Here is a 17,991-nt window from a genome sequence, read left to right on the forward strand (position 1 = left end):
ACATCAGCAGAAGAGTCCTGATGAACACACCTATGAGCGTACGAGGGGGCATATTAGAAAACCTGCGGCATTACCGATGTTCATATATCACAATCTCAGCCCAACGAAGGCAATACAGACGACGTAAATCCGTCGCCTGTATTTAGCCAACTTAAGTTCACCCCTCTGCGGCAGCAATTTCTTTGGCTTTATCGACAAGAACCGTCGCTTGACGAATGGATGCGAGATCAATCAATCGACCATCAAGAGAGACTGCGCCCTTTCCATCACGCTGTGCTTCTTCCATCGCCTCCAGTATTCTATTGGCTTTGGTCACCTCTGCATCTGAGGGACTATTGACCTCATTGGCAATTCCAATCTGGCTAGGGTGAATGGCCCACTTACCTTCACACCCAAGTATGGCAGCGCGATTGGCCTGGGCTTTAAAACCATTAGGGTCTGAATAATCACCAAAGGGTCCATCAATGGGACGTAATCCATTGGCTCGCGCCGCCACCACCATCCGGGCAATAGCATAGTGCCACATGTCTCCCCAGTGGAAATCACGTGGAATATCACCATCAATATCGGTAAGCACACCATACATAGGATTGGGACCGCCAATTCCTGTTGTCCGAGCTTTGGTTGAGGCCGCGTAGTCAGCTACGCCAAAATGTAGGCTTTCATTTCGTTTAGAAGACGCCGCAATTTCATTGATATTTTGCATTCCCAATGCCGTTTCAATGATCATCTCAAAGCCAACAGGTTTCTTACGTCCTTTAGCTGCTTCGATTTGCGTGCACAGCATGTCAAGCGCATAGACATCCGAAGCAGTACCTACCTTGGGAATCATGATAAGATCAAGGCGTTCACCCGCCTGTTCCATAATATCGATTACATCCCGGTACATATAAGGGGTATCGAGCCCGTTGATTCTGACAGAGAGTGTTTTGTTGCCCCAATCAATGTCGTTGATGGCCTCAATAACATTCTTACGTGCTTGTTCTTTATCATCAGGAGCAACTGCGTCCTCAAGGTCCAGAAAAATGACATCCGCCTTTGATGCTGCGGCCTTTTCAAACAAAGCTGAATTGCTCCCCGGAACGGCCAATTCACTGCGATTTAAACGAGATGTTACCTCTTCTGGAATCGTAAAGCTCATTTCCTACTCCCATGTTGCATTTTATTTTTATTGTGCGCTGCAGCATAGACTTTGACTTCAGTCTTTTCATCTGTCAACCAGACAACGGAAAAACCCCACCCGGCCAATCCGATATCAGAGACAAAAATTTAGTAAAATTATAATAACCGGGTTCAAAAGACGCCAAGCCATCCACAAAAAAGGTGTTTTAAACCTTTGTAGACAGGGGATGATGATCCAGAACAAGGCGCTGCAACCGATCTTGCAGAACATGAGTATAGATTTGGGTCGTAGAAATATCAGAGTGACCCAACATTTTTTGGACCGACCGCAAATCGGCTCCATTTTCCAATAGATGCGTCGCAAAAGCGTGCCGAAGTATATGGGGTGATATTTTTTTAGGATCAATGCCGCTTCTTATCGCGAGCTCTTTCAAAAGTTGCCCAACTCTATGCCGGGTTAAATACCCACTTGCTCCTCGGGAAGGAAAGAGCCACCCAGCGTCTTGGTTCTGTTTTTGATCGCTGGCTGATAAGAAATTCCAACGCAGTTCAATATAGCTGTCCAGCGCTTCTCTGGCTGTCGGACTCAAAGGAACCAACCGTTCCTTATTTCCTTTTCCCCGCACCGTCAGTATACGAGGATCTCGTTGTGTTTGCGATACTTTTAATGACACCAGCTCAGTGACACGCAACCCTGTTGCATACAAAATTTCAACTAAAGCATGCAGGCGCAGGCCTTCTTTATCTTGAACGTCCCGTGCGGTTTCCAGCAATTTTTCTGTATCTGCAACCGAGAGAAATTTGGGTAATGATTGCCCCATCTTCGGCGCGTCAATTTCAGCAACGGGATTGTCCCGACGCAAGCCCTCTTCCATCAGAAACAAAAAATACTGTTTGAGGCTGGAAAGGTGTCTGGCCTGTGTGCGTGGGCTTAAGTCTTCGGCCGTTAAGTCCTCAAGATAATTTCGGATGTCCGAAGGTTTCGCTCTCTCTGGCTTAAGTCCAAGCGCTTTCAAGAAATCAGCAAACCGCACAAGATCACGTTGGTACGCCTGCAGGGTGTTTAAACTTGCCCCTCGTTCCGCTGCCATCATCTCCAAAAAGAGGGTAATTTGGGTGCCACCAGACATTTTACCCTCCCCTGACGTCGATCAAATTCCGCTGAGCATCATCGCTTCGATCGCAAGGGCTCTTGCTTCGTCTTGCAGACCGACAGAATAAAGCGCTTCCACAACACTGCTCAGAGCAAGACTATGCGTATCCCCGGGGCCTTCTTCCCCAAGGATGATCAAGCTCAACAACACTATTTCAGCCAGTCGGTTGCCATTTTGGGCGTCCTTAAGTGCATAAAGCAGCGCAGCAGAAGGTGCTAGACCGGGCGAGGAAATTTCGAGAGAAGCCAGCTCTCCCCAGCTTAATCTTGCCGTCTCGCCAAGAGCCTGCATGCAACTTCGTAACAAGACCAATTGTTGATTTAGGACTTCAGGTCCAACTTCTGCCTGAGCAGAGGCCCAACCTTTCAAAGTACCGTAGCGTTCTCCGCCTTCAAGACCTGACAATCTAGCATAAGGCCAAAGCGCCGTAATACTTGCGGCCGCGGATTGTTCGCTTAACATATATTGACGCGCCAACATCAACCAAGCATCCGCTTTCTGTGTTTTTCCTGTCACATAGAGTACCCGCCCTGCAGGTAAAGCAAACCAGGTTAGATCAGCAGAAGGCGGAATTTCTCCAACCAGTCCTGAAATCACGCGTGTCATCAACAAAGACAAACCATCATTGTCTGCATGATCAAGAGCGGTCTTGATGATCTCTGCGCGCGCGGCAGGAACACTTTGGAGCTGTGCGGCCTGAAGGAAAAGTGCTCGCGCTTCAGCACCATCCCGATTAATTTTACCATCGACAACACTGTCGAGCTCTTCTGGCGAAAATTCAAAGCGACTGTATAAATTCACAAGATTAACAGCATCAATTTCGCCACTTGTGACAGCATTTTCTGCCGCAACAACTCGACGATCAAGCGGGTAATCTTCTGCAACAATCATGGCAATACGAACACCAGGATTAAGGAAATTATCCAATTCCAAAGGGATGAATTTGTTTGATATTCGAGACAACGCCCAATGTAGAGGCTCAACACTTCCTGCACTTTTGCCACTTAGTTTGATATCAACACCTGAAGCAGCCAATACAAGTTCTTGAAATAAAGGATCAGGTGTAGCTCCGGTTTCCCCTAGCAAGTCCAAACCCAGAAGAGCTTGATCAACTTGTTTTTGCAAGAAATGACAGTAAATCATTCCCTGAATCCAATAACTGTCTTTCCCTGTCGAGGACATATTTTGGATGACCTGACAGGCTTCAGTGGCTTTGCCTACCATCAAGAGCGTATCACTTCGGAGTATGGCTTGCTTTTCTGTATCAGAACGTGAGGGCACACGCTGAAAAAGGTTATCCAAATCCGTATAAGCACCAAGTTCACCAAGCTTTTCTATACGAAGCGAAAGCAAGCTCTGATCCGCTTTGAGTGGCTTATCATCCAAGGGACGGCCTGCGCTTGAAAGAAGAAGTCTCTGGGCCAAAGAGTTTCCAACAGACGAACTATAGCGAACAGGCATATGTGATATCAACGCATACACGTCTTGGAGAGAGCTTTGGCGCCACATATCATAGCCAAATCCGCCTTGATCCGGGCTAAGTGTGCCAATAGTATCTAAATCCAGTCCTCCAAGGCTATTGACCTGTATTCCACCAGAACTAATGGTTTCAGTTTCAATCGCCGCGTTCGGAACCGTACTCGGGACACTCTCAATCAAGGGCAAAACAGACGTTGGCTGCTCAGGGATTAACTGAGTTTGCGCCAATGCGGAACTCGAAAATCCCCCAAAGGTAATTTCGCCCGACATTCCTATGGAAAGCGTCAACGCTGTTCCCATTAGAAAGTATTTTGAGAAATGCCAAATCATATTATTTCGTGAGACGATCATTGGGAATTACCTTTTCCACCTTGGACGAAGGTGCCGGAATGTCCCATGTCAAAAGGAAAACGCCCCCGGCAAGCAAAGCACCGATAAGGACAACGACTAAAAAAAGGCCAAATTTCTGCATGGGATGCTAGGTTAACTCTATCTAAGGGGTCAAAAATAATTCTTATACTCCCCAGATCTATCACTAGAGTATGGCGAGATTGGGACAGTCTAAAACCAAGCCCCCAATCTGTAAACAACCTGTTGAATTCAAATCTCTTTGTTTCTATAGATCACGCCTTCTAAACCTAACTAGAAAGCCCTTCTGTGTGACCGTCCACAGCCAAAACCTGGCCAGAGATTTTGTTACCACTAGGGGAACACGCAAACACAATTATGTTTGCGATATCTTCTGGCGAGACAAACGTCCTCATTGATACTTGGTGTTCAAACTGAGATCTGACCTCATCACCTGAAAGCCCCTGTGCTTGTGCTGTTGCACTGATCACCCGATCCATGCGGGGGCCAGAAACGGAACCCGGCGCAACGGCATTAACCCGTATTCCATAAGGACCAAGTTCCATCGCCATACTTTTTGTAAGACCAATAACCGCCCATTTAGCAGCGGCATAAGGTGTTCGAAGGGGAAAGCCAAACATACCGGCTGTAGAAGAGAGGTTGATGATCGATCCACTTTTTTGCGTCTTCATCATTGGGATCGCGGCGCGTGAAAATAAGAACTGTGAATCGACATTAACGGAAATACATTTTTGCCATTCGGCATAATTCAGCGTTTCCAGGGCGCCTGCTGGACCAGAGATCCCAGCGTTATTAACCAACACATCAAGCCTGCCAAACTCTTTTGTTAATTGTTCGAAAAGAGTGGTGATACCAACCTCATCTGTTACATCCAAAAGACTCTTCGACAAAAGGCCCTGCTTTGAAGCTACGGGCAAAAATCCATCCAAAGCTGTCTGGTCAATATCGCAGATATGAACTCTGGCTCCCTTTGCCAAAAAAGCCTCAGCCGTAGCTCGCCCGATCCCAGCAGCACCAGCTGTGACTAAGACCCGATAATTTTTCAATTCATTTCCCAATGCCCACAACTCCCTGCTTTCCCATCCGCAAAAATTGCTTTTTGAAAGTTATAAGCTTAAGGGCTCCATCATTGAAAACGATACATATTTCCTGTGATTAAAAACAAAAAGCGTCATCCGATAAAACCGGCAACCATCGTAACACTCTATTCCCAGAAGAACATCACGACGGATGTTCCATACAAGATGCAACATCGGCTAGCGCTTCCGCAGAACAAGCTCTACTCGAGTAGGCGCAAACATAAGTACTCAAATCCGGAAAATGACGCAGTTCGTAACCACTCCTCAAACCAAGAACAACCAACCGCCCTTTTGTTAATCGTACCAAGTCATTTACAATTTTTCTTTGTTGTTCAACGTCATAATCCAACCCAGGCAAAGGATAATCTTCCGTCACACAAACCAAAGTAACATCATCAAAAAGCGCCTCTGGTTCTCTAATGAGCTTGTTCATATCTTCAAAGCTCAAAATTTCTACGGAAGGATATTTTGCACAAAATTTCTCACAAAAAACATCATAAGCTGCACGAGGTTCATTAGGACCGAGGCCTCGAGTATTAACAACCATTCCATGTGCCACAGGATCACTTGCTCCGGTGAGAAGAATTTTTCCCTTCAAAGGCCAAAGTGATTGCACATCCCTGATCACTGTAATTGCCTTTTTTGCGGCTTCTTGCGCAGTTTTATGATGAGTTTTTTGATCGGAATTACCTTCTGCAACAGAAACTAAGGATCGGTTTTCGGCAATTTGTGTCCGCAATTGATAAATTCTCTCCAGAGATTTTTCGACCACACTTAAATCAAGTTCTCCATCGTATACCGCCTGTATCACGCCATCGATCGTCGCCGCTTGTTTGGAAGCGTAATCTTCTTGGTCATGTTCATAATGCTCTTCCGATAGCATGATTATATCGCAACCAGCTTTAAGGGCCTTTATCGCAGCTTCCGCAGGATCATAGTATTTTCTCATACCCCACATATTCATGCTATCGGTTACAATCACCCCCTCAAACCCCATACGTTCTCTGAGAAGCTTGGTCATTATGGTATACGAAAGCGTTGCGGGATTTTCAGGGTCCACTTGTGGAAAATTAATGTGGGACGTCATTATCATAGGCAGGCCCGCCTCAATCCCAGTTTGAAACGGCACTAAATCTTGAACAAGCAAGTCCTCAAGAGATCGATCCACCATTGGCAGCAACCGGTGACTATCTTCGCCAGTGTCTCCGTGCCCAGGAAAGTGCTTCCCACAACAAACAATATTGTTTTCCAAAGCACCTTTTACTGCCGCAGCAACATGCCTTGAAACCTTCTCAACACTCTCACCAAAAGCACGGGTGCCAATAATAGGATTATCCGGATTACTGTTAATATCAGAACAAGGCGATAGAATTACGTTATACCCACTTGCCATAATTTCTTTGGCATAAATACCATAAATTTCAGCTGTTAAATCCGTATCATCAGCAGCTCCCAACGCCAAATTCCCTGGACCTGTTTCGGTTTCGGAGATCAAAACACCCCAAGCCCCTTCTTGATCCACACTAAAAATAAGAGGTAAATTCATTCCCGTTTTACAAGCCGCATCTTGCAACGTTTGCGTCATGTGCCGGGCCTCGGCCATTGTCTCAGCATTATCCTGCGTTATATAAAAACCACTTACATAACGTTCTTCGACAAGCTTTTTTGCATAAGCCAAATCCTTGCCTGCAAACGCCAGCATAAATAGCTGCCCGACCTTCTGCTCCAAGGTCATTCTTTCAATAATTTGACGTACGTGAACACCCTTGCCTTTCAGCAAGTTTAAATCTGCCATCATAATTTCCTCGAGATGTTAAGTACCTTAAACCAGCACCAGAGATCAGCCCTTCTGAATTAAGGGCAAGATCCTAGGCGGCGCGCTTCGCCCCAGTAATCAAGCCAACAAGATCATCTGGCGTAATGTCTTCAATCATAACATTTGCTGCCGTACGGCCATGTCGAAGGACAACCGCCCTGTGACAAACCTCCATAACATGCTGAACATTATGGCTGATTAAAAGCACCGAGACTCCTTGAGAACTGATTAACTTAATCAAGCTATTCACTTGAGCGGCCTGCTCTACACCCAAGGCTGCGGTTGGCTCATCCATGATCACAAGATCTGCACCCCAGTTTACAGCTCTGGCAATAGATACAGCCTGCCGTTGACCGCCTGAAAGATTTCGAATTTCTTCCCCAAGTGAGGGAATTCGAGAATTCAATCGTTTTAACGCTATTTCACTCTGCTTTCGCATCGCTTTTTGATCTAACCATCCGAAAAACTTTAGTATCGGATTTTTAGAAATTATTTCCCGATTAAGAAACAGGTTACGTGCAACATCAAAGTTCGGCACAACAGCAAGATCTTGAAACACTGTTTCGATACCATAAGATCGGGCATCTTGTGGTGTATGGATAGAAGCCTCTTCACCATTAATAAGGATTTGCCCTTTATCAGCAGGATGCACACCGGAAATACATCGCACCAAGGTTGATTTACCTGCGCCGTTATCTCCGAGAAGACCAACAACCTCGCCTTTGCGAATAGAAAAGCTAACCCCCCTTAAAGCATGAACGCCACCAAACGATTTGTGAACTTCATTAACTTCTAACGCGGTGTCTGGAACATGATATTGGCTGGTCATTTTCGAGCCTCCTTAACACCAATGGCAACCGCAACGATCAAAATCAATCCACGTGCGATAATCTGTTCGTTTGTAGAAAACCCCCATAAGATCAAACCGTTATTGATAACTCCCATCAACCAAGATCCAACGACAGCTCCTGCTACCGAAGCACGACCACCAAACAAGCTAGTCCCTCCGATTGCAACGGCTGCAATAACGGTCAAGAGATCTGCCTCTCCCAAGCTATAACGCGCACCGTGCAATCGACCAGCATAGAGCATCCCAGCCATGGCGGCGGCTGTTCCCGCAATAACCATTGCGGTAATGCGTACTTTGACAACATTAATTCCCAAAGCACGTGCCGCGGAAGGACTGCCCCCAACAGCTAGCAAATGGCTCCCGAAGCGTGTCTTCGAGAGCGCAACCCAACCAATGATCAAAGCGAAAGCTGTCCAAACGAACATAACAGATATCGCCCCAAAGCTACCCGAGCCAAAGATGGTGTTAAAAGTATCATTGGTAATAGGTACAGATTCAAGGTTTGTTAAAACCCGTGCCAAACCGGAGATCACACCCATTGACCCAAGTGTAATCAAAAGAGAGGAAACTCTAAGCCATTCCGTCAAAACTCCATTTATGAGGCCTGCAATCATACCGACGCCTAAACCAGCTAAAACGGCTATCGGCAAAGGCGCCACATCAAGCATTAAACCACAAATCAAAGCTGATAGAGCAACAACAGAGCCGACTGAAAGGTCAATGTGACCGACGGCTAGAGCAAAAGTCATTCCCACAGCCATCAAGGTAATCGGAGTTGTTTGTCGAATAATGTTCATAAAATTCGGCAACGAGAAAAAGGCCGTATCAGAGAGAACAACCGCAAAAAATGCTACGACAAGGACAAGTGCATAGTAAACAAAATGTTCTCGGTTGATATAACGTTGAAACACAGGCCATCGCGTTTCAGATAGGGAAGTCATTTTACATACCTTTTAAGGCTCATCAGTCCTGATGATATAATTTCAGACGAAAAGCACACGAGATAAAAACATCAAATTTGTAGTAAAAAAATGGGGAATAAAGAAGCCGTGACCTCCTTACTCCCCAAGGACACGTCACTTCAAAGCTTCTTTTAGTTTATTTGGTAGTGGCCTACGTAATGATGTTTCCCAAACCTTTTCAAGATTTCCACGCACAACCTTGTCATAACCCACGATAGAGAAGGCTGGGGATTCTTTTTCAAGAAGCCCGTAAACACCTAACATAGCCATCGCCTGACCAATCTCATAAGGACGATCTGCGACTGTGCCATAGACATTGCCATGTTGAATCATATCCAAGGCATTGTTTTGCCCAAGGTCATGGGTAATAACTTTAACGTCTTCTTTTCCCTGAGCACGAAGAGCTTCAACCACTCCCTCAGCAGCAACATCCCAAGCAACATAAATTCCTTTTATGTCAGGGTTTTGCAGTAACATAGCAGAGGTAAGTTCAAAAGTTTGCCCCTCCTCAGTGAAACCCTTTTCCGAAGCTATTTTTATCTTTGGATGTTTTTCCTGAATTGCCGTCCGGAAAGCATTGTCTCGATTGTTTGTTATGAAATAGCTCGCATCATGATAGATAAAGCCAACTTCGCCCTCCCCACCAATCGCTTCTTTCATCATTTCAGCAGCAGCAACTCCCATGCCATACATGTCATCGGTTACAATCCCTGTATATTCCTTATTCGGGCTATATCCGGAAATGGGGTTGGACAGTAAAACCAGTTTAGCTCCCCCATCAACAGCAGGGCGAAAAGCAGCTGCACCGCTAACAGGATCGACAACAAGAGTTAAAATAATATCGGGGTCTAGTGCCATCACATTTTCTACGTCATTGGCCTGTCGTGCAGAATCAAATTGAGCATCGGTCGTAGCCACCACTTCAATTCCCAGTTCCGAAAATTTCGTTTTGGCTCCTTCGGTAACAGCGTTAACCCAATCGCCAGTTGCGTGCCAAACCAAAGCCGCTTTATATTTATTTGACTTTACCTTTTCAATGTCATCAGAACTCAACTCAATCAACGAAGCTGATTTAGCAGCATTACCGTTAGGGCCAACAGGCGCTTTATCAAGATCAATTCTCTCCAATGGCCCTGCAACGACAGTTGCCCCGATACCAATTGAAAATGATGCCACCAATAGAGATTTCGCCAATAAAGATTTCAGTATAATTTTCCCAGACATTTTGCCTCTCCATTTATTATGGTTTTGTTATACCCTTTAGTTTCATGAGAATAACCGTGTTTGTCAAATATTTTGACAAACACGGTTATTTAACAACAAAATCAATAAATTAGACAGACATATATTAAAATGATATATAAATATCTTATGTAAAAGCATGCTTTAAAAATAATTAATGGCACATAGAATCCCATATCAATTTTAAGGTTGATTACGCTTTCACATCGACTTGACGACTGAAAGTAAACGCATGGCGCATAAAGGAACAAATCTTGAGCAGGCAAAGGCCCACAACCTTCGCTCGGTGCTCTCTGAAATAAGAACAGGTGATTCCTTGTCCCGTGCCGACATCGCAAAAAGAACAGGCCTAACCCGGCAAACTATCTCTAACCTTGTTGATGATCTACTGCTGGTATCCCTGATAAAAGAGGGCCCTCTTAGGAAAAATGGCGCTGGAAAGCCCTCTAGGATACTTGAATTTTGTTCAAACGGTGCTTTTAGTATTGGCCTCAGAGTTGAGCACCACCATATTGGAATAACCCTTTGTGATATTTCTGGAAATATTGTCCATAACACACTTAAAAGGATCAAATTCGAGACTGAAGACGAGCTTTTCAACTTGCTTGAGCCCCTATGTCTTGACCTTATTCGTACAACACAAACCAATATTACCCGTGTTATCGGTATAGGCCTTATCATGGCTGAGTTTGATGATAGAAATGAAATATCCAGATCCCTCGCAGTAATCAACCCGCAAAATATCGCCAAAAGACTTTACGAGGAGCTTCATCTCCCCGTCATGCTTGAAACGGCAGCGGCTGCCGCTGCTTTAGCAGAATTCATTCAAGGTTGTGCCCGAAATTTTAATCACTTCATTTATCTATTTGTTGGTCAAGAAATCACCGCAGGCCTCATGGTTGATGGAAAAATATACCGTGGTAGATCTGCCAGAGCCGGATCCATCGGGCATCTTGTTGTTAATGTAAACGGCCCCATTTGCACTTGTGGAAATCCGGGATGTTTAAACGGTTATGCTTCTCTACATGCCCTAGCAAAGCATCTCCAAAAAGAGGTTCATCTCCCCGCCCCGTACGGTAATGTATTCGAGAATTACGAGATGAACGATCCCCGCATTCTTAATTGGCTGAATAACAATGCGGAATACTTGAGAATAGGCATCAATTCACTTGAAAACCTTTATGACCCAGAAACAATAATATTGGGCGGTGATGCGCCGGAATGGTTTCTCGAAGCGATTATTCGACACTTAAGACCCTTCATGCGCTCGGTCAGTGAAAAAGGGGAGAGAGACGTCCCACGCCTCATAAAATCTCCAACAGCAGAACAGATCGTACAAAAAGGTGCGGCAACTCTTCCTGTTTTTGCCGCACTCGGCGTCGAAAACCCAAGCTATCAAGCGGGTGAATGTTACGGTGATCCATACCAAAAACTATCTGAGTTGATAAACAACAGGCCATGATAAAAATCACTCTGCATATAAGGGCCCTCTCTTTTAAACGATCCTATTCCTTGTAAAGCTTATATTTCTTTATGAAATCATGACTTTTCTTTTTGTTTCACGGTTATCAATTCTATAGGCTAGACCAAGATACGTAACGTGATTCGGTAAAAGGTACTATGTCCATAAACGGGAATTATTCCATCCCCAAAACTGTTGTTCTCGTTGGTTTAATGGGTGCAGGAAAAACGTGCATCGGCAAAAAGATGGCCCAAGAGCTAGACTTGCCCTTTGTCGATGCTGATGTTGAAATTGAAAAAGCAGCCGGTTGTTCCATCTCTGAGATATTCGAAGAGCACGGCGAAACCTATTTCCGTGACAGAGAAAGAATGGTGATCCAACGTTTATTGGAAGCCCCTGTGCAAATTTTATCAACAGGGGGCGGCGCCTTTATGGATGAAGGCACCAGAAAAACAATTTTGGAAAAAGGTATTTCTCTCTGGCTCAGAGCTGATCTCGACATCTTGGTTGAAAGAACTTCACGCCGGAATCATCGCCCACTTCTTCGGAACGGCAACCATCGGGAAATACTCTCAGGTTTAATCAACCAACGTCATCCGATTTATGCCCAAGCAGATATCACCACAGATTCCGCAGAAGGCTCTGCAGACATAACAACGAAAAATGCTCTTGAAGGCCTATTTGCCTACTGTAAAAAAATGACTGATTAGTTTACACCTCTCTTGCCATTTAACTCCTCACATGAACAACCTGCTGACAAAGAAGAAACGATATATGAGTAAAGAGATTTTCAAACGTTTAACTGTCGATCTTGGCGATCGCAGCTATGACATTCTCGTCGGTGAAAATCTGGTCACAAATGCGGGCAAACTTGTTCAACCTTTTTTGAAACAACAACGAACGTTTATCATCACAGATGAAAATGTTGCGAAACACCACTTGGCAACGTTAGAAGACGCTCTCTCCTTTGAAGGCATCACAAGCAAATCTTTGATACTCCCATACGGAGAACAGACCAAGAGCTTTGGCCAACTTGAAAAAGTAATTGATTTCCTGCTGGAGAACAAAATTGACCGCAAGTCGACCCTTATCGCTTTTGGGGGCGGGGTAATTGGTGATCTTGCAGGTTTTGCAGCCGCTACCGTGATGCGAGGGATCGATTTCATTCAAATCCCAACAACACTTCTCTCTCAAGTAGATAGCTCAGTTGGCGGGAAAACAGGTATCAATACTTCACGTGGAAAAAATCTGGTGGGGAGCTTTCATCAACCCCAGATAGTTCTCGCCGATATAGGCCTGCTTCAAACCCTGCCTCACCGTGAACTTCTCGCGGGTTATGCGGAAGTTGTGAAATATGGATTGATTAATAATCCTAATTTCTTTGCCTGGCTAGAAGATAACGGTGCACAAGTCGTCGGGGGTAGTCACCAAATTCAAACCCAAGCAGTTCTAACCAGCTGTAAGGCAAAAGCCGACATCGTGGCCCTAGATGAAAGAGAATCAGGCGCACGTGGCCTACTCAATCTTGGTCACACCTTTGGTCACGCACTGGAAGCAGAAGCCAGATATAATGGCTCCCTCCTGCATGGCGAAGCAATCTCGATAGGTATGGTTATGGCTCATGACCTCTCAGCAGAGCTTGGGCTTTGTCATGTTAAGGATGCACAGATCGTACGAGCTCATTTCCAGAAAATCGGCCTTCCAATTGAAACTTCTTTTGTCTCTTCCAACGCCCTCGGCGGGAAAAAGCTTGAAGTTTCCCGGTTAATGGATCACATGAGCAGAGATAAAAAAGTGAGTGATGGACGTTTGACCTTTGTAATGACAAAAGGAATTGGTCAAGCTTATCTGGATAACGCAGTAGATATTACAACGGTTTCTGAGTTTCTTGAACGTACAGTAACCAAGTAACGTCAATGCCTTACCCACAACCCCCGAAAGGGCCATGGAAACAGAGTTAATTCTCTCAATCAGTGCCATTGTGGTTCTATTGATAATATCTGCCTTTTTCTCAGGTGCAGAAACTTCGATGACAGCATCTTCGAAGCCCCGTATGCATACACTGGAACAGAGCGGTGATACCAAAGCGCAAATTGTAAACAAGCTCTGGATTGCAAAAGAACGGCTTATTGGCTCAATTTTGCTCGGCAATAATCTGGTGAACATTCTGGCGTCAGCGCTCGCCACATCGATGTTCATAAATCTGTTTGGTGAAACAGGTGTGATCTATGCAACATTAATCATGACAGCTCTTGTTTTGATTTTTGCAGAAGTCTTACCCAAAACATATGCGCTACGGAACTCTGACAAAGCGGCCTTAGCCTCTGCTCCTTTGTTGCGACCTATCGTTTTCATCTTGGGACCGATAGCTCTTGCTGTGGAAACCATTGTCCAGCTTTTACTTACTCCCTTTACATCCAAAGACGATGCCTCTGACATTAGCGTGTTTGCAGAAGAGGAACTCCGTGGAGCGATCGACCTCCATGAAGGAGAAGGCGAAGAAGTGAAGCATGAACGTGCCATGCTCAGATCCATCCTTGACCTTGACGATGTTGAAGTCGATGAAATAATGACCCATAGGCAAGACATTGATTCCAGTGACATAGATCAAGACCCAGCCGAGATCATCAATGATGTTCTTTCGAGCCCGAACACACGTATTCCACTATGGCAAGGAAAGCCCGACAACATCGTTGGTGTCTTACACGCCAAGGCACTCTTACGGGCAATTCGCTCTCAAGATGGTGAACTTGACCGGGAAACACTTCTGTCCATTGCCAATGAACCATGGTTTATCCCAGAATCGACCAGCCTGCTTTCCCAGCTTCATGCCTTTCGTGATCGCCATGCGCACTTTGCTATTGTCGTTGATGAATATGGCGAAGTACAAGGCATCGTCACTTTGGAAGATATTCTCGAAGAAATTGTAGGTGATATTTCCGATGAGCACGATGTCGATATCGAAGGCGTGCAAGCCACTAATGACAATGAATTTGTGGTTAATGGAACCGTTACCATTCGAGATTTAAATCGACAATTTGAATGGAGATTACCTGACGATAAGGCGGCAACACTTGCAGGTCTTATTCTCTTTGAGGCCCGTCAGATACCTCAAATAGGACAGGCTTTTGTTTTCCACAATATGCGCTTTGAAATACTGGAGCGCAAAAGACACCAGATCACATCCATTCGTGTGTCCAATCTAGCGGATTAAAGAAGAGAGCAAACTTTATCTGAAGGATCTAAGAGATTAATCATGCCCCTGTCCCCATCAGAAAATCGTAAACATCTACATCAGCGTCTCTATGACTTTCAGGGGTACGAGAGATCCGACGATTTGTGGGACATTGAGGGCAGAATCACAGATGTGAAATCCCACCCTTTTCCCAATCAATTTCGCGGGCAGATCAAAGCCGGGGAAGCTCTGCATGATATGCACATTCGCCTCACCGTAGATCTGGATTTTATTGTTCGGGACATAGAGGCATGTATTGATGAAAGCCCCTATGCCATATGCCCAGCAATAACGCCAAACTTTAAGAAGATAATCGGCTTGAAGGTTGGCCCGGGCTGGCGTGCCGCTATTCGTCGCGCAGTCGGGGGCACCGAAGGCTGCACACACCTGATTGAAATGCTTGGCTCAATGGCAACAGTCACTTTTCAAACCCTATACCCCGCGATGATCAAACGTCAAAAACAACAAGCCGAAAAGAGCCTCACGCCAGACCAACAAAATACGATAGAGAAAAAGCGACCCGGCATCATAGATACCTGCCACGCTTATAGCTCCAAGGGCAACATCGTGAAGTCTGAATGGCCCGAATTTTACACTGGGAATCCCCTGGACAAATAACAAAGTCAAACTGAAAACAAATATTATATGGTCGTTTTAGTTTAATTTTTTTTCTTGGAAGGGCTTACAAATTGCTCAAAAGAATAAGGTTGCCAACCCCAATTCTCCTGAGCAGCAGTTCTAAAATAAGACAGTGTAAAAACACGAATGGCTGCGGTTAAGCTCGATTGAACCCGTCTATTCTCAATCAGAGTACAGACTTCGTTCAATGCCAGATCCTCTCTTTCACAGATTTCACCTAGCCCTTTCCACATCATCGGCTCAAGCCGAAGTGACGTTCTGTGACCAGAAATAATAACATTCTTAAGGACAAGTCCATTCTTGCCATCAAGCTGTTTCATCTCACGATGAAGATCTTTCCGACTTTGAGAGAGAAATGACACTTCATCACTTTCTTCCGTCATTCAGAAGCGACCTCGTCAGGTGTATTGGCTTTAATTTGGAGCGCATGGATGGTCGAAACAAGCTCATCCTTTAGCAACTCATGAACCATTCGTTGCCGGTTCACACGGGTAATCCCCGCAAATTTTTCAGAAACAACAATAACAGAAAAATGACTTTCGCCGCCCTCTCGGTGCCCTGCATGCCCCACGTGCTGATGGGAATCGTCAACAACTACTAAATTTTTGGGTGATAAACCTGCACGAAGTTTATCATCTATCGTTTCCATCATTCCCATGAGGCGACCTATACTTTTTTAATAATTATACCCAATTCACACTACAATAGCGGTTAAAGAACTGCCTTTCCAAGATAATTTGCGAAAACTTACACTTCTGTACTTTTTTCACGATTATTTCACACCCCCGTCTGCAGCCTGTGTCGTTTTTAACTTACAGCTCAAAACCATCAAACATTTACCCACATCATCATCTGCAAAACCTTTATCGTATAGAGCATCCATCTCTTGTAACCCGTTACAATCCACCCCATAATTGGAGAATGAATAAGAAGCAGCATGCCCCGCACCTAGAGACACCTTGGGACCACACAGAAAAGCAAAATTGCTGCGATGTAAAAGGGTGCCCGGAATCTGGAGAATTTAGAGCCCCTAAGTCCCGAACAAAGCTCAACAACTACTATTGGTTCTGCCTAAAGCACGTAAGAGAATACAATGCTACATGGAATTATTGTAAGGACATGGGTATTGAGGAAGTTGATAACCTCCGCCGTAATGATGCCGTATGGGGCAAACCCACATGGCCTCTCAATGGTTCAAAGCCAAGCAGCTACGCCTATCGAATGGATGAACTCGGAAAGGCATGGCGATCTTTTGCAGGCACCGATGAAACTCAGGCAAAAAAAGCACAAAAATACATTCCTGAACCAGAGCGGCAGGCGATACATGATTTGGGACTCCAGTCTTTGGAATCGTGGAAAGATATCAAAAAGAGTTATTTAAAGCTGGTGAAAGAACTCCACCCTGACACCAACGGCGGCTTGAAAAGTGCTGAAGATCAGTTAAAAAAGGTCAACTTGGCCTACAGTCTTCTTAAAAAAAGCATTTTTGTAAAAGAAACGCTTCAAGAAACGGGATTGACGCCCTAGTGTAACCTCCAAGAAATTAACTACTCCCTATCAGCAGTACGGATGCAACGATGTCCTCTAAAGTAATAAGCCACAGTGAAATGATCATGAGTGGCCCTGACACAACGGTTTCAGCACGAGAAGTTTTTGGTATTGATAGCGATATGCAGGTTCCTGCATTCAGCACACGGAACGAGTATGTACCGGATATCGATCCAACTTATCAATTTGATCTCGATACAACATTGGCTCTTCTTGCTGGATTTGCCTTCAATCGACGCGTAATGATTCAAGGTTATCATGGCACGGGAAAATCCACGCATATCGAACAAGTCGCTGCCCGACTAAACTGGGCTTGCATCCGTGTCAATCTCGATAGTCACATCAGCCGTATTGATTTGGTAGGTAAAGACGCCATTGTCCTCAAAGAAGGTAAGCAGGTCACCGAATTTAGAGAAGGCCTAATGCCATGGGCTCTACAACGTCCCGTAGCGCTCGTATTTGACGAATACGATGCCGGCCGCCCTGACGTAATGTTCGTAATTCAACGCATTCTTGAGGTAGAAGGCCGCCTTACCCTGCTCGATCAAAACAGGGTGATTACACCCCATGCCTCTTTCAGATTGTTCTCTACGGCGAACACCGTTGGCTTGGGCGATACCACAGGCCTGTATCACGGAACACAACAGTTGAACCAGGGTCAGATGGACCGTTGGAACATTGTAGCAACCTTAAACTATCTGCCTCATCAGGATGAAATGAACATCGTTCTGGCGAAACACCCTGAATATGATAGCGAAAAAGACCGCGAGCTGATCGCCAACATGGTTTCTCTTGCAGATCTTACCCGTAGTGGATTTATCAACGGTGATATTTCTACCTTGATGAGCCCACGTACGGTTCTCTCCTGGGCTGAAAATGCCAAAATATTTGAGAACATTGATTTTGCTTTCCGTCTTACATTCCTCAATAAATGTGATGAAATGGAACGCCCTCTTGTTGCCGAATATTTCCAACGTTGTTTTGGGCGTGAATTGGCGGACGGTGCGGCAAAGCCAACAATCCAGGCTTGATTA

The 17,991-nt window shown here is 45.1% G+C and carries 17 protein-coding genes; 7 read left to right on the forward strand and 10 right to left on the reverse strand.

What is annotated here, in order from left to right; translation table 11 throughout:
- Positions 1-157: 157 nt before the first annotated feature.
- The 8 genes from ACFSKO_RS14840 to ACFSKO_RS14875 form a co-directional block, all read right to left on the reverse strand.
- Positions 158-1,141 carry an HpcH/HpaI aldolase/citrate lyase family protein gene (locus ACFSKO_RS14840; protein WP_380252999.1) on the reverse strand — a complete coding sequence of 328 codons (984 nt, stop codon included), beginning with the start codon at positions 1,139-1,141 and terminating at the stop codon, positions 158-160.
- A 187-nt stretch (positions 1,142-1,328) separates the two neighbouring features.
- Positions 1,329-2,252, reverse strand: a complete 924-nt coding sequence (gene xerD / locus ACFSKO_RS14845; protein ID WP_380253001.1) for a site-specific tyrosine recombinase XerD — start codon at positions 2,250-2,252, stop codon at positions 1,329-1,331.
- Between the two features lie 21 nt (positions 2,253-2,273).
- Positions 2,274-4,106: a hypothetical protein gene (locus ACFSKO_RS14850; RefSeq protein WP_380253003.1), complete on the reverse strand. Its 1,833-nt coding sequence runs from the start codon at positions 4,104-4,106 to the stop codon at positions 2,274-2,276.
- A 287-nt stretch (positions 4,107-4,393) separates the two neighbouring features.
- Positions 4,394-5,170: an SDR family oxidoreductase gene (locus ACFSKO_RS14855; protein ID WP_380253005.1), complete on the reverse strand. Its 777-nt coding sequence runs from the start codon at positions 5,168-5,170 to the stop codon at positions 4,394-4,396.
- Positions 5,171-5,345: 175 nt separating this feature from the next.
- The gene (locus tag ACFSKO_RS14860) at positions 5,346-6,998 is read right to left on the reverse strand and encodes a glycoside hydrolase family 3 protein (RefSeq protein ID WP_380253007.1); all 1,653 of its coding nucleotides are present in this window, start codon (positions 6,996-6,998) and stop codon (positions 5,346-5,348) included.
- A 73-nt stretch (positions 6,999-7,071) separates the two neighbouring features.
- Positions 7,072-7,848: an ATP-binding cassette domain-containing protein gene (locus ACFSKO_RS14865; RefSeq protein ID WP_380253009.1), complete on the reverse strand. Its 777-nt coding sequence runs from the start codon at positions 7,846-7,848 to the stop codon at positions 7,072-7,074.
- Entirely contained in the window at positions 7,845-8,810 is a 966-nt protein-coding gene (locus ACFSKO_RS14870) for an ABC transporter permease (RefSeq protein ID WP_380253011.1), read from the reverse strand. Before ACFSKO_RS14870 ends, ACFSKO_RS14865 begins: the two co-directional genes overlap by 4 nt.
- Before the next feature lie 135 nt (positions 8,811-8,945).
- Positions 8,946-10,055, reverse strand: coding sequence for a substrate-binding domain-containing protein (locus ACFSKO_RS14875; protein WP_380253013.1), 1,110 nt, complete (start codon positions 10,053-10,055; stop codon positions 8,946-8,948).
- Between the two features lie 250 nt (positions 10,056-10,305).
- Here ACFSKO_RS14875 and ACFSKO_RS14880 point away from each other — a divergent pair, with 250 nt between their 5' ends.
- From ACFSKO_RS14880 to ACFSKO_RS14900, 5 genes are all read left to right on the forward strand, one after another.
- Complete coding sequence (locus tag ACFSKO_RS14880) at positions 10,306-11,535, forward strand: ROK family protein (RefSeq protein WP_380253015.1); 1,230 nt, start codon at positions 10,306-10,308, stop codon at positions 11,533-11,535.
- 158 nt (positions 11,536-11,693) lie between these two features.
- Entirely contained in the window at positions 11,694-12,245 is a 552-nt protein-coding gene (locus tag ACFSKO_RS14885; protein ID WP_380253016.1) for a shikimate kinase, read from the forward strand.
- A 64-nt stretch (positions 12,246-12,309) separates the two neighbouring features.
- Positions 12,310-13,446: a 3-dehydroquinate synthase gene (gene aroB / locus ACFSKO_RS14890; protein ID WP_380253018.1), complete on the forward strand. Its 1,137-nt coding sequence runs from the start codon at positions 12,310-12,312 to the stop codon at positions 13,444-13,446.
- A gap of 34 nt (positions 13,447-13,480) precedes the next feature.
- Positions 13,481-14,749 (forward strand): HlyC/CorC family transporter, encoded by a 1,269-nt coding sequence (locus ACFSKO_RS14895; protein ID WP_380253020.1) that lies wholly within the window; start codon positions 13,481-13,483, stop codon positions 14,747-14,749.
- Positions 14,750-14,791: 42 nt separating this feature from the next.
- Positions 14,792-15,388 (forward strand): DUF2889 domain-containing protein, encoded by a 597-nt coding sequence (locus ACFSKO_RS14900; RefSeq protein WP_380253022.1) that lies wholly within the window; start codon positions 14,792-14,794, stop codon positions 15,386-15,388.
- Between the two features lie 41 nt (positions 15,389-15,429).
- Here the strand turns inward: ACFSKO_RS14900 and ACFSKO_RS14905 are convergent, their stop codons facing one another.
- Positions 15,430-15,792 carry a ribbon-helix-helix domain-containing protein gene (locus tag ACFSKO_RS14905; protein WP_380253024.1) on the reverse strand — a complete coding sequence of 121 codons (363 nt, stop codon included), beginning with the start codon at positions 15,790-15,792 and terminating at the stop codon, positions 15,430-15,432.
- Positions 15,789-16,061 (reverse strand): BolA family protein, encoded by a 273-nt coding sequence (locus tag ACFSKO_RS14910; RefSeq protein WP_380253026.1) that lies wholly within the window; start codon positions 16,059-16,061, stop codon positions 15,789-15,791. The genes ACFSKO_RS14905 and ACFSKO_RS14910 overlap by 4 nt, the downstream gene beginning before the upstream one ends.
- A gap of 269 nt (positions 16,062-16,330) precedes the next feature.
- On the opposite strand from ACFSKO_RS14910, the gene ACFSKO_RS14915 reads away from it, so the two are divergent.
- Positions 16,331-16,936: a J domain-containing protein gene (locus ACFSKO_RS14915; protein WP_380253028.1), complete on the forward strand. Its 606-nt coding sequence runs from the start codon at positions 16,331-16,333 to the stop codon at positions 16,934-16,936.
- Positions 16,937-16,986: 50 nt separating this feature from the next.
- The gene (gene cobS, locus ACFSKO_RS14920) at positions 16,987-17,988 is read left to right on the forward strand and encodes a cobaltochelatase subunit CobS (protein WP_380253030.1); all 1,002 of its coding nucleotides are present in this window, start codon (positions 16,987-16,989) and stop codon (positions 17,986-17,988) included.
- The last annotated feature ends 3 nt before the right edge of the window (positions 17,989-17,991 follow it).

The sequence above is a fragment of the Kiloniella antarctica genome, assembly GCF_042682825.1.
GTDB classification, from domain to species: Bacteria; Pseudomonadota; Alphaproteobacteria; order Kiloniellales; family Kiloniellaceae; genus Kiloniella; species Kiloniella antarctica.

Coding starts and splice junctions, on each gene's coding strand:
- cobS (WP_380253030.1), top strand. CDS start 16,987: ATGTCCTCTAAAGTAATAAGCCACAGTGAAATGATCATGAGTGGCCCT.
- ACFSKO_RS14840 (WP_380252999.1), bottom strand. CDS start 1,141: ATGAGCTTTACGATTCCAGAAGAGGTAACATCTCGTTTAAATCGCAGT.
- ACFSKO_RS14865 (WP_380253009.1), bottom strand. CDS start 7,848: ATGACCAGCCAATATCATGTTCCAGACACCGCGTTAGAAGTTAATGAA.
- ACFSKO_RS14880 (WP_380253015.1), top strand. CDS start 10,306: ATGGCGCATAAAGGAACAAATCTTGAGCAGGCAAAGGCCCACAACCTT.
- ACFSKO_RS14860 (WP_380253007.1), bottom strand. CDS start 6,998: ATGGCAGATTTAAACTTGCTGAAAGGCAAGGGTGTTCACGTACGTCAA.
- ACFSKO_RS14915 (WP_380253028.1), top strand. CDS start 16,331: ATGAATAAGAAGCAGCATGCCCCGCACCTAGAGACACCTTGGGACCAC.
- ACFSKO_RS14850 (WP_380253003.1), bottom strand. CDS start 4,106: ATGATCGTCTCACGAAATAATATGATTTGGCATTTCTCAAAATACTTT.
- aroB (WP_380253018.1), top strand. CDS start 12,310: ATGAGTAAAGAGATTTTCAAACGTTTAACTGTCGATCTTGGCGATCGC.
- ACFSKO_RS14875 (WP_380253013.1), bottom strand. CDS start 10,055: ATGTCTGGGAAAATTATACTGAAATCTTTATTGGCGAAATCTCTATTG.
- ACFSKO_RS14905 (WP_380253024.1), bottom strand. CDS start 15,792: ATGACGGAAGAAAGTGATGAAGTGTCATTTCTCTCTCAAAGTCGGAAA.
- xerD (WP_380253001.1), bottom strand. CDS start 2,252: ATGTCTGGTGGCACCCAAATTACCCTCTTTTTGGAGATGATGGCAGCG.
- ACFSKO_RS14895 (WP_380253020.1), top strand. CDS start 13,481: ATGGAAACAGAGTTAATTCTCTCAATCAGTGCCATTGTGGTTCTATTG.
- ACFSKO_RS14910 (WP_380253026.1), bottom strand. CDS start 16,061: ATGATGGAAACGATAGATGATAAACTTCGTGCAGGTTTATCACCCAAA.
- ACFSKO_RS14870 (WP_380253011.1), bottom strand. CDS start 8,810: ATGACTTCCCTATCTGAAACGCGATGGCCTGTGTTTCAACGTTATATC.
- ACFSKO_RS14900 (WP_380253022.1), top strand. CDS start 14,792: ATGCCCCTGTCCCCATCAGAAAATCGTAAACATCTACATCAGCGTCTC.
- ACFSKO_RS14885 (WP_380253016.1), top strand. CDS start 11,694: ATGTCCATAAACGGGAATTATTCCATCCCCAAAACTGTTGTTCTCGTT.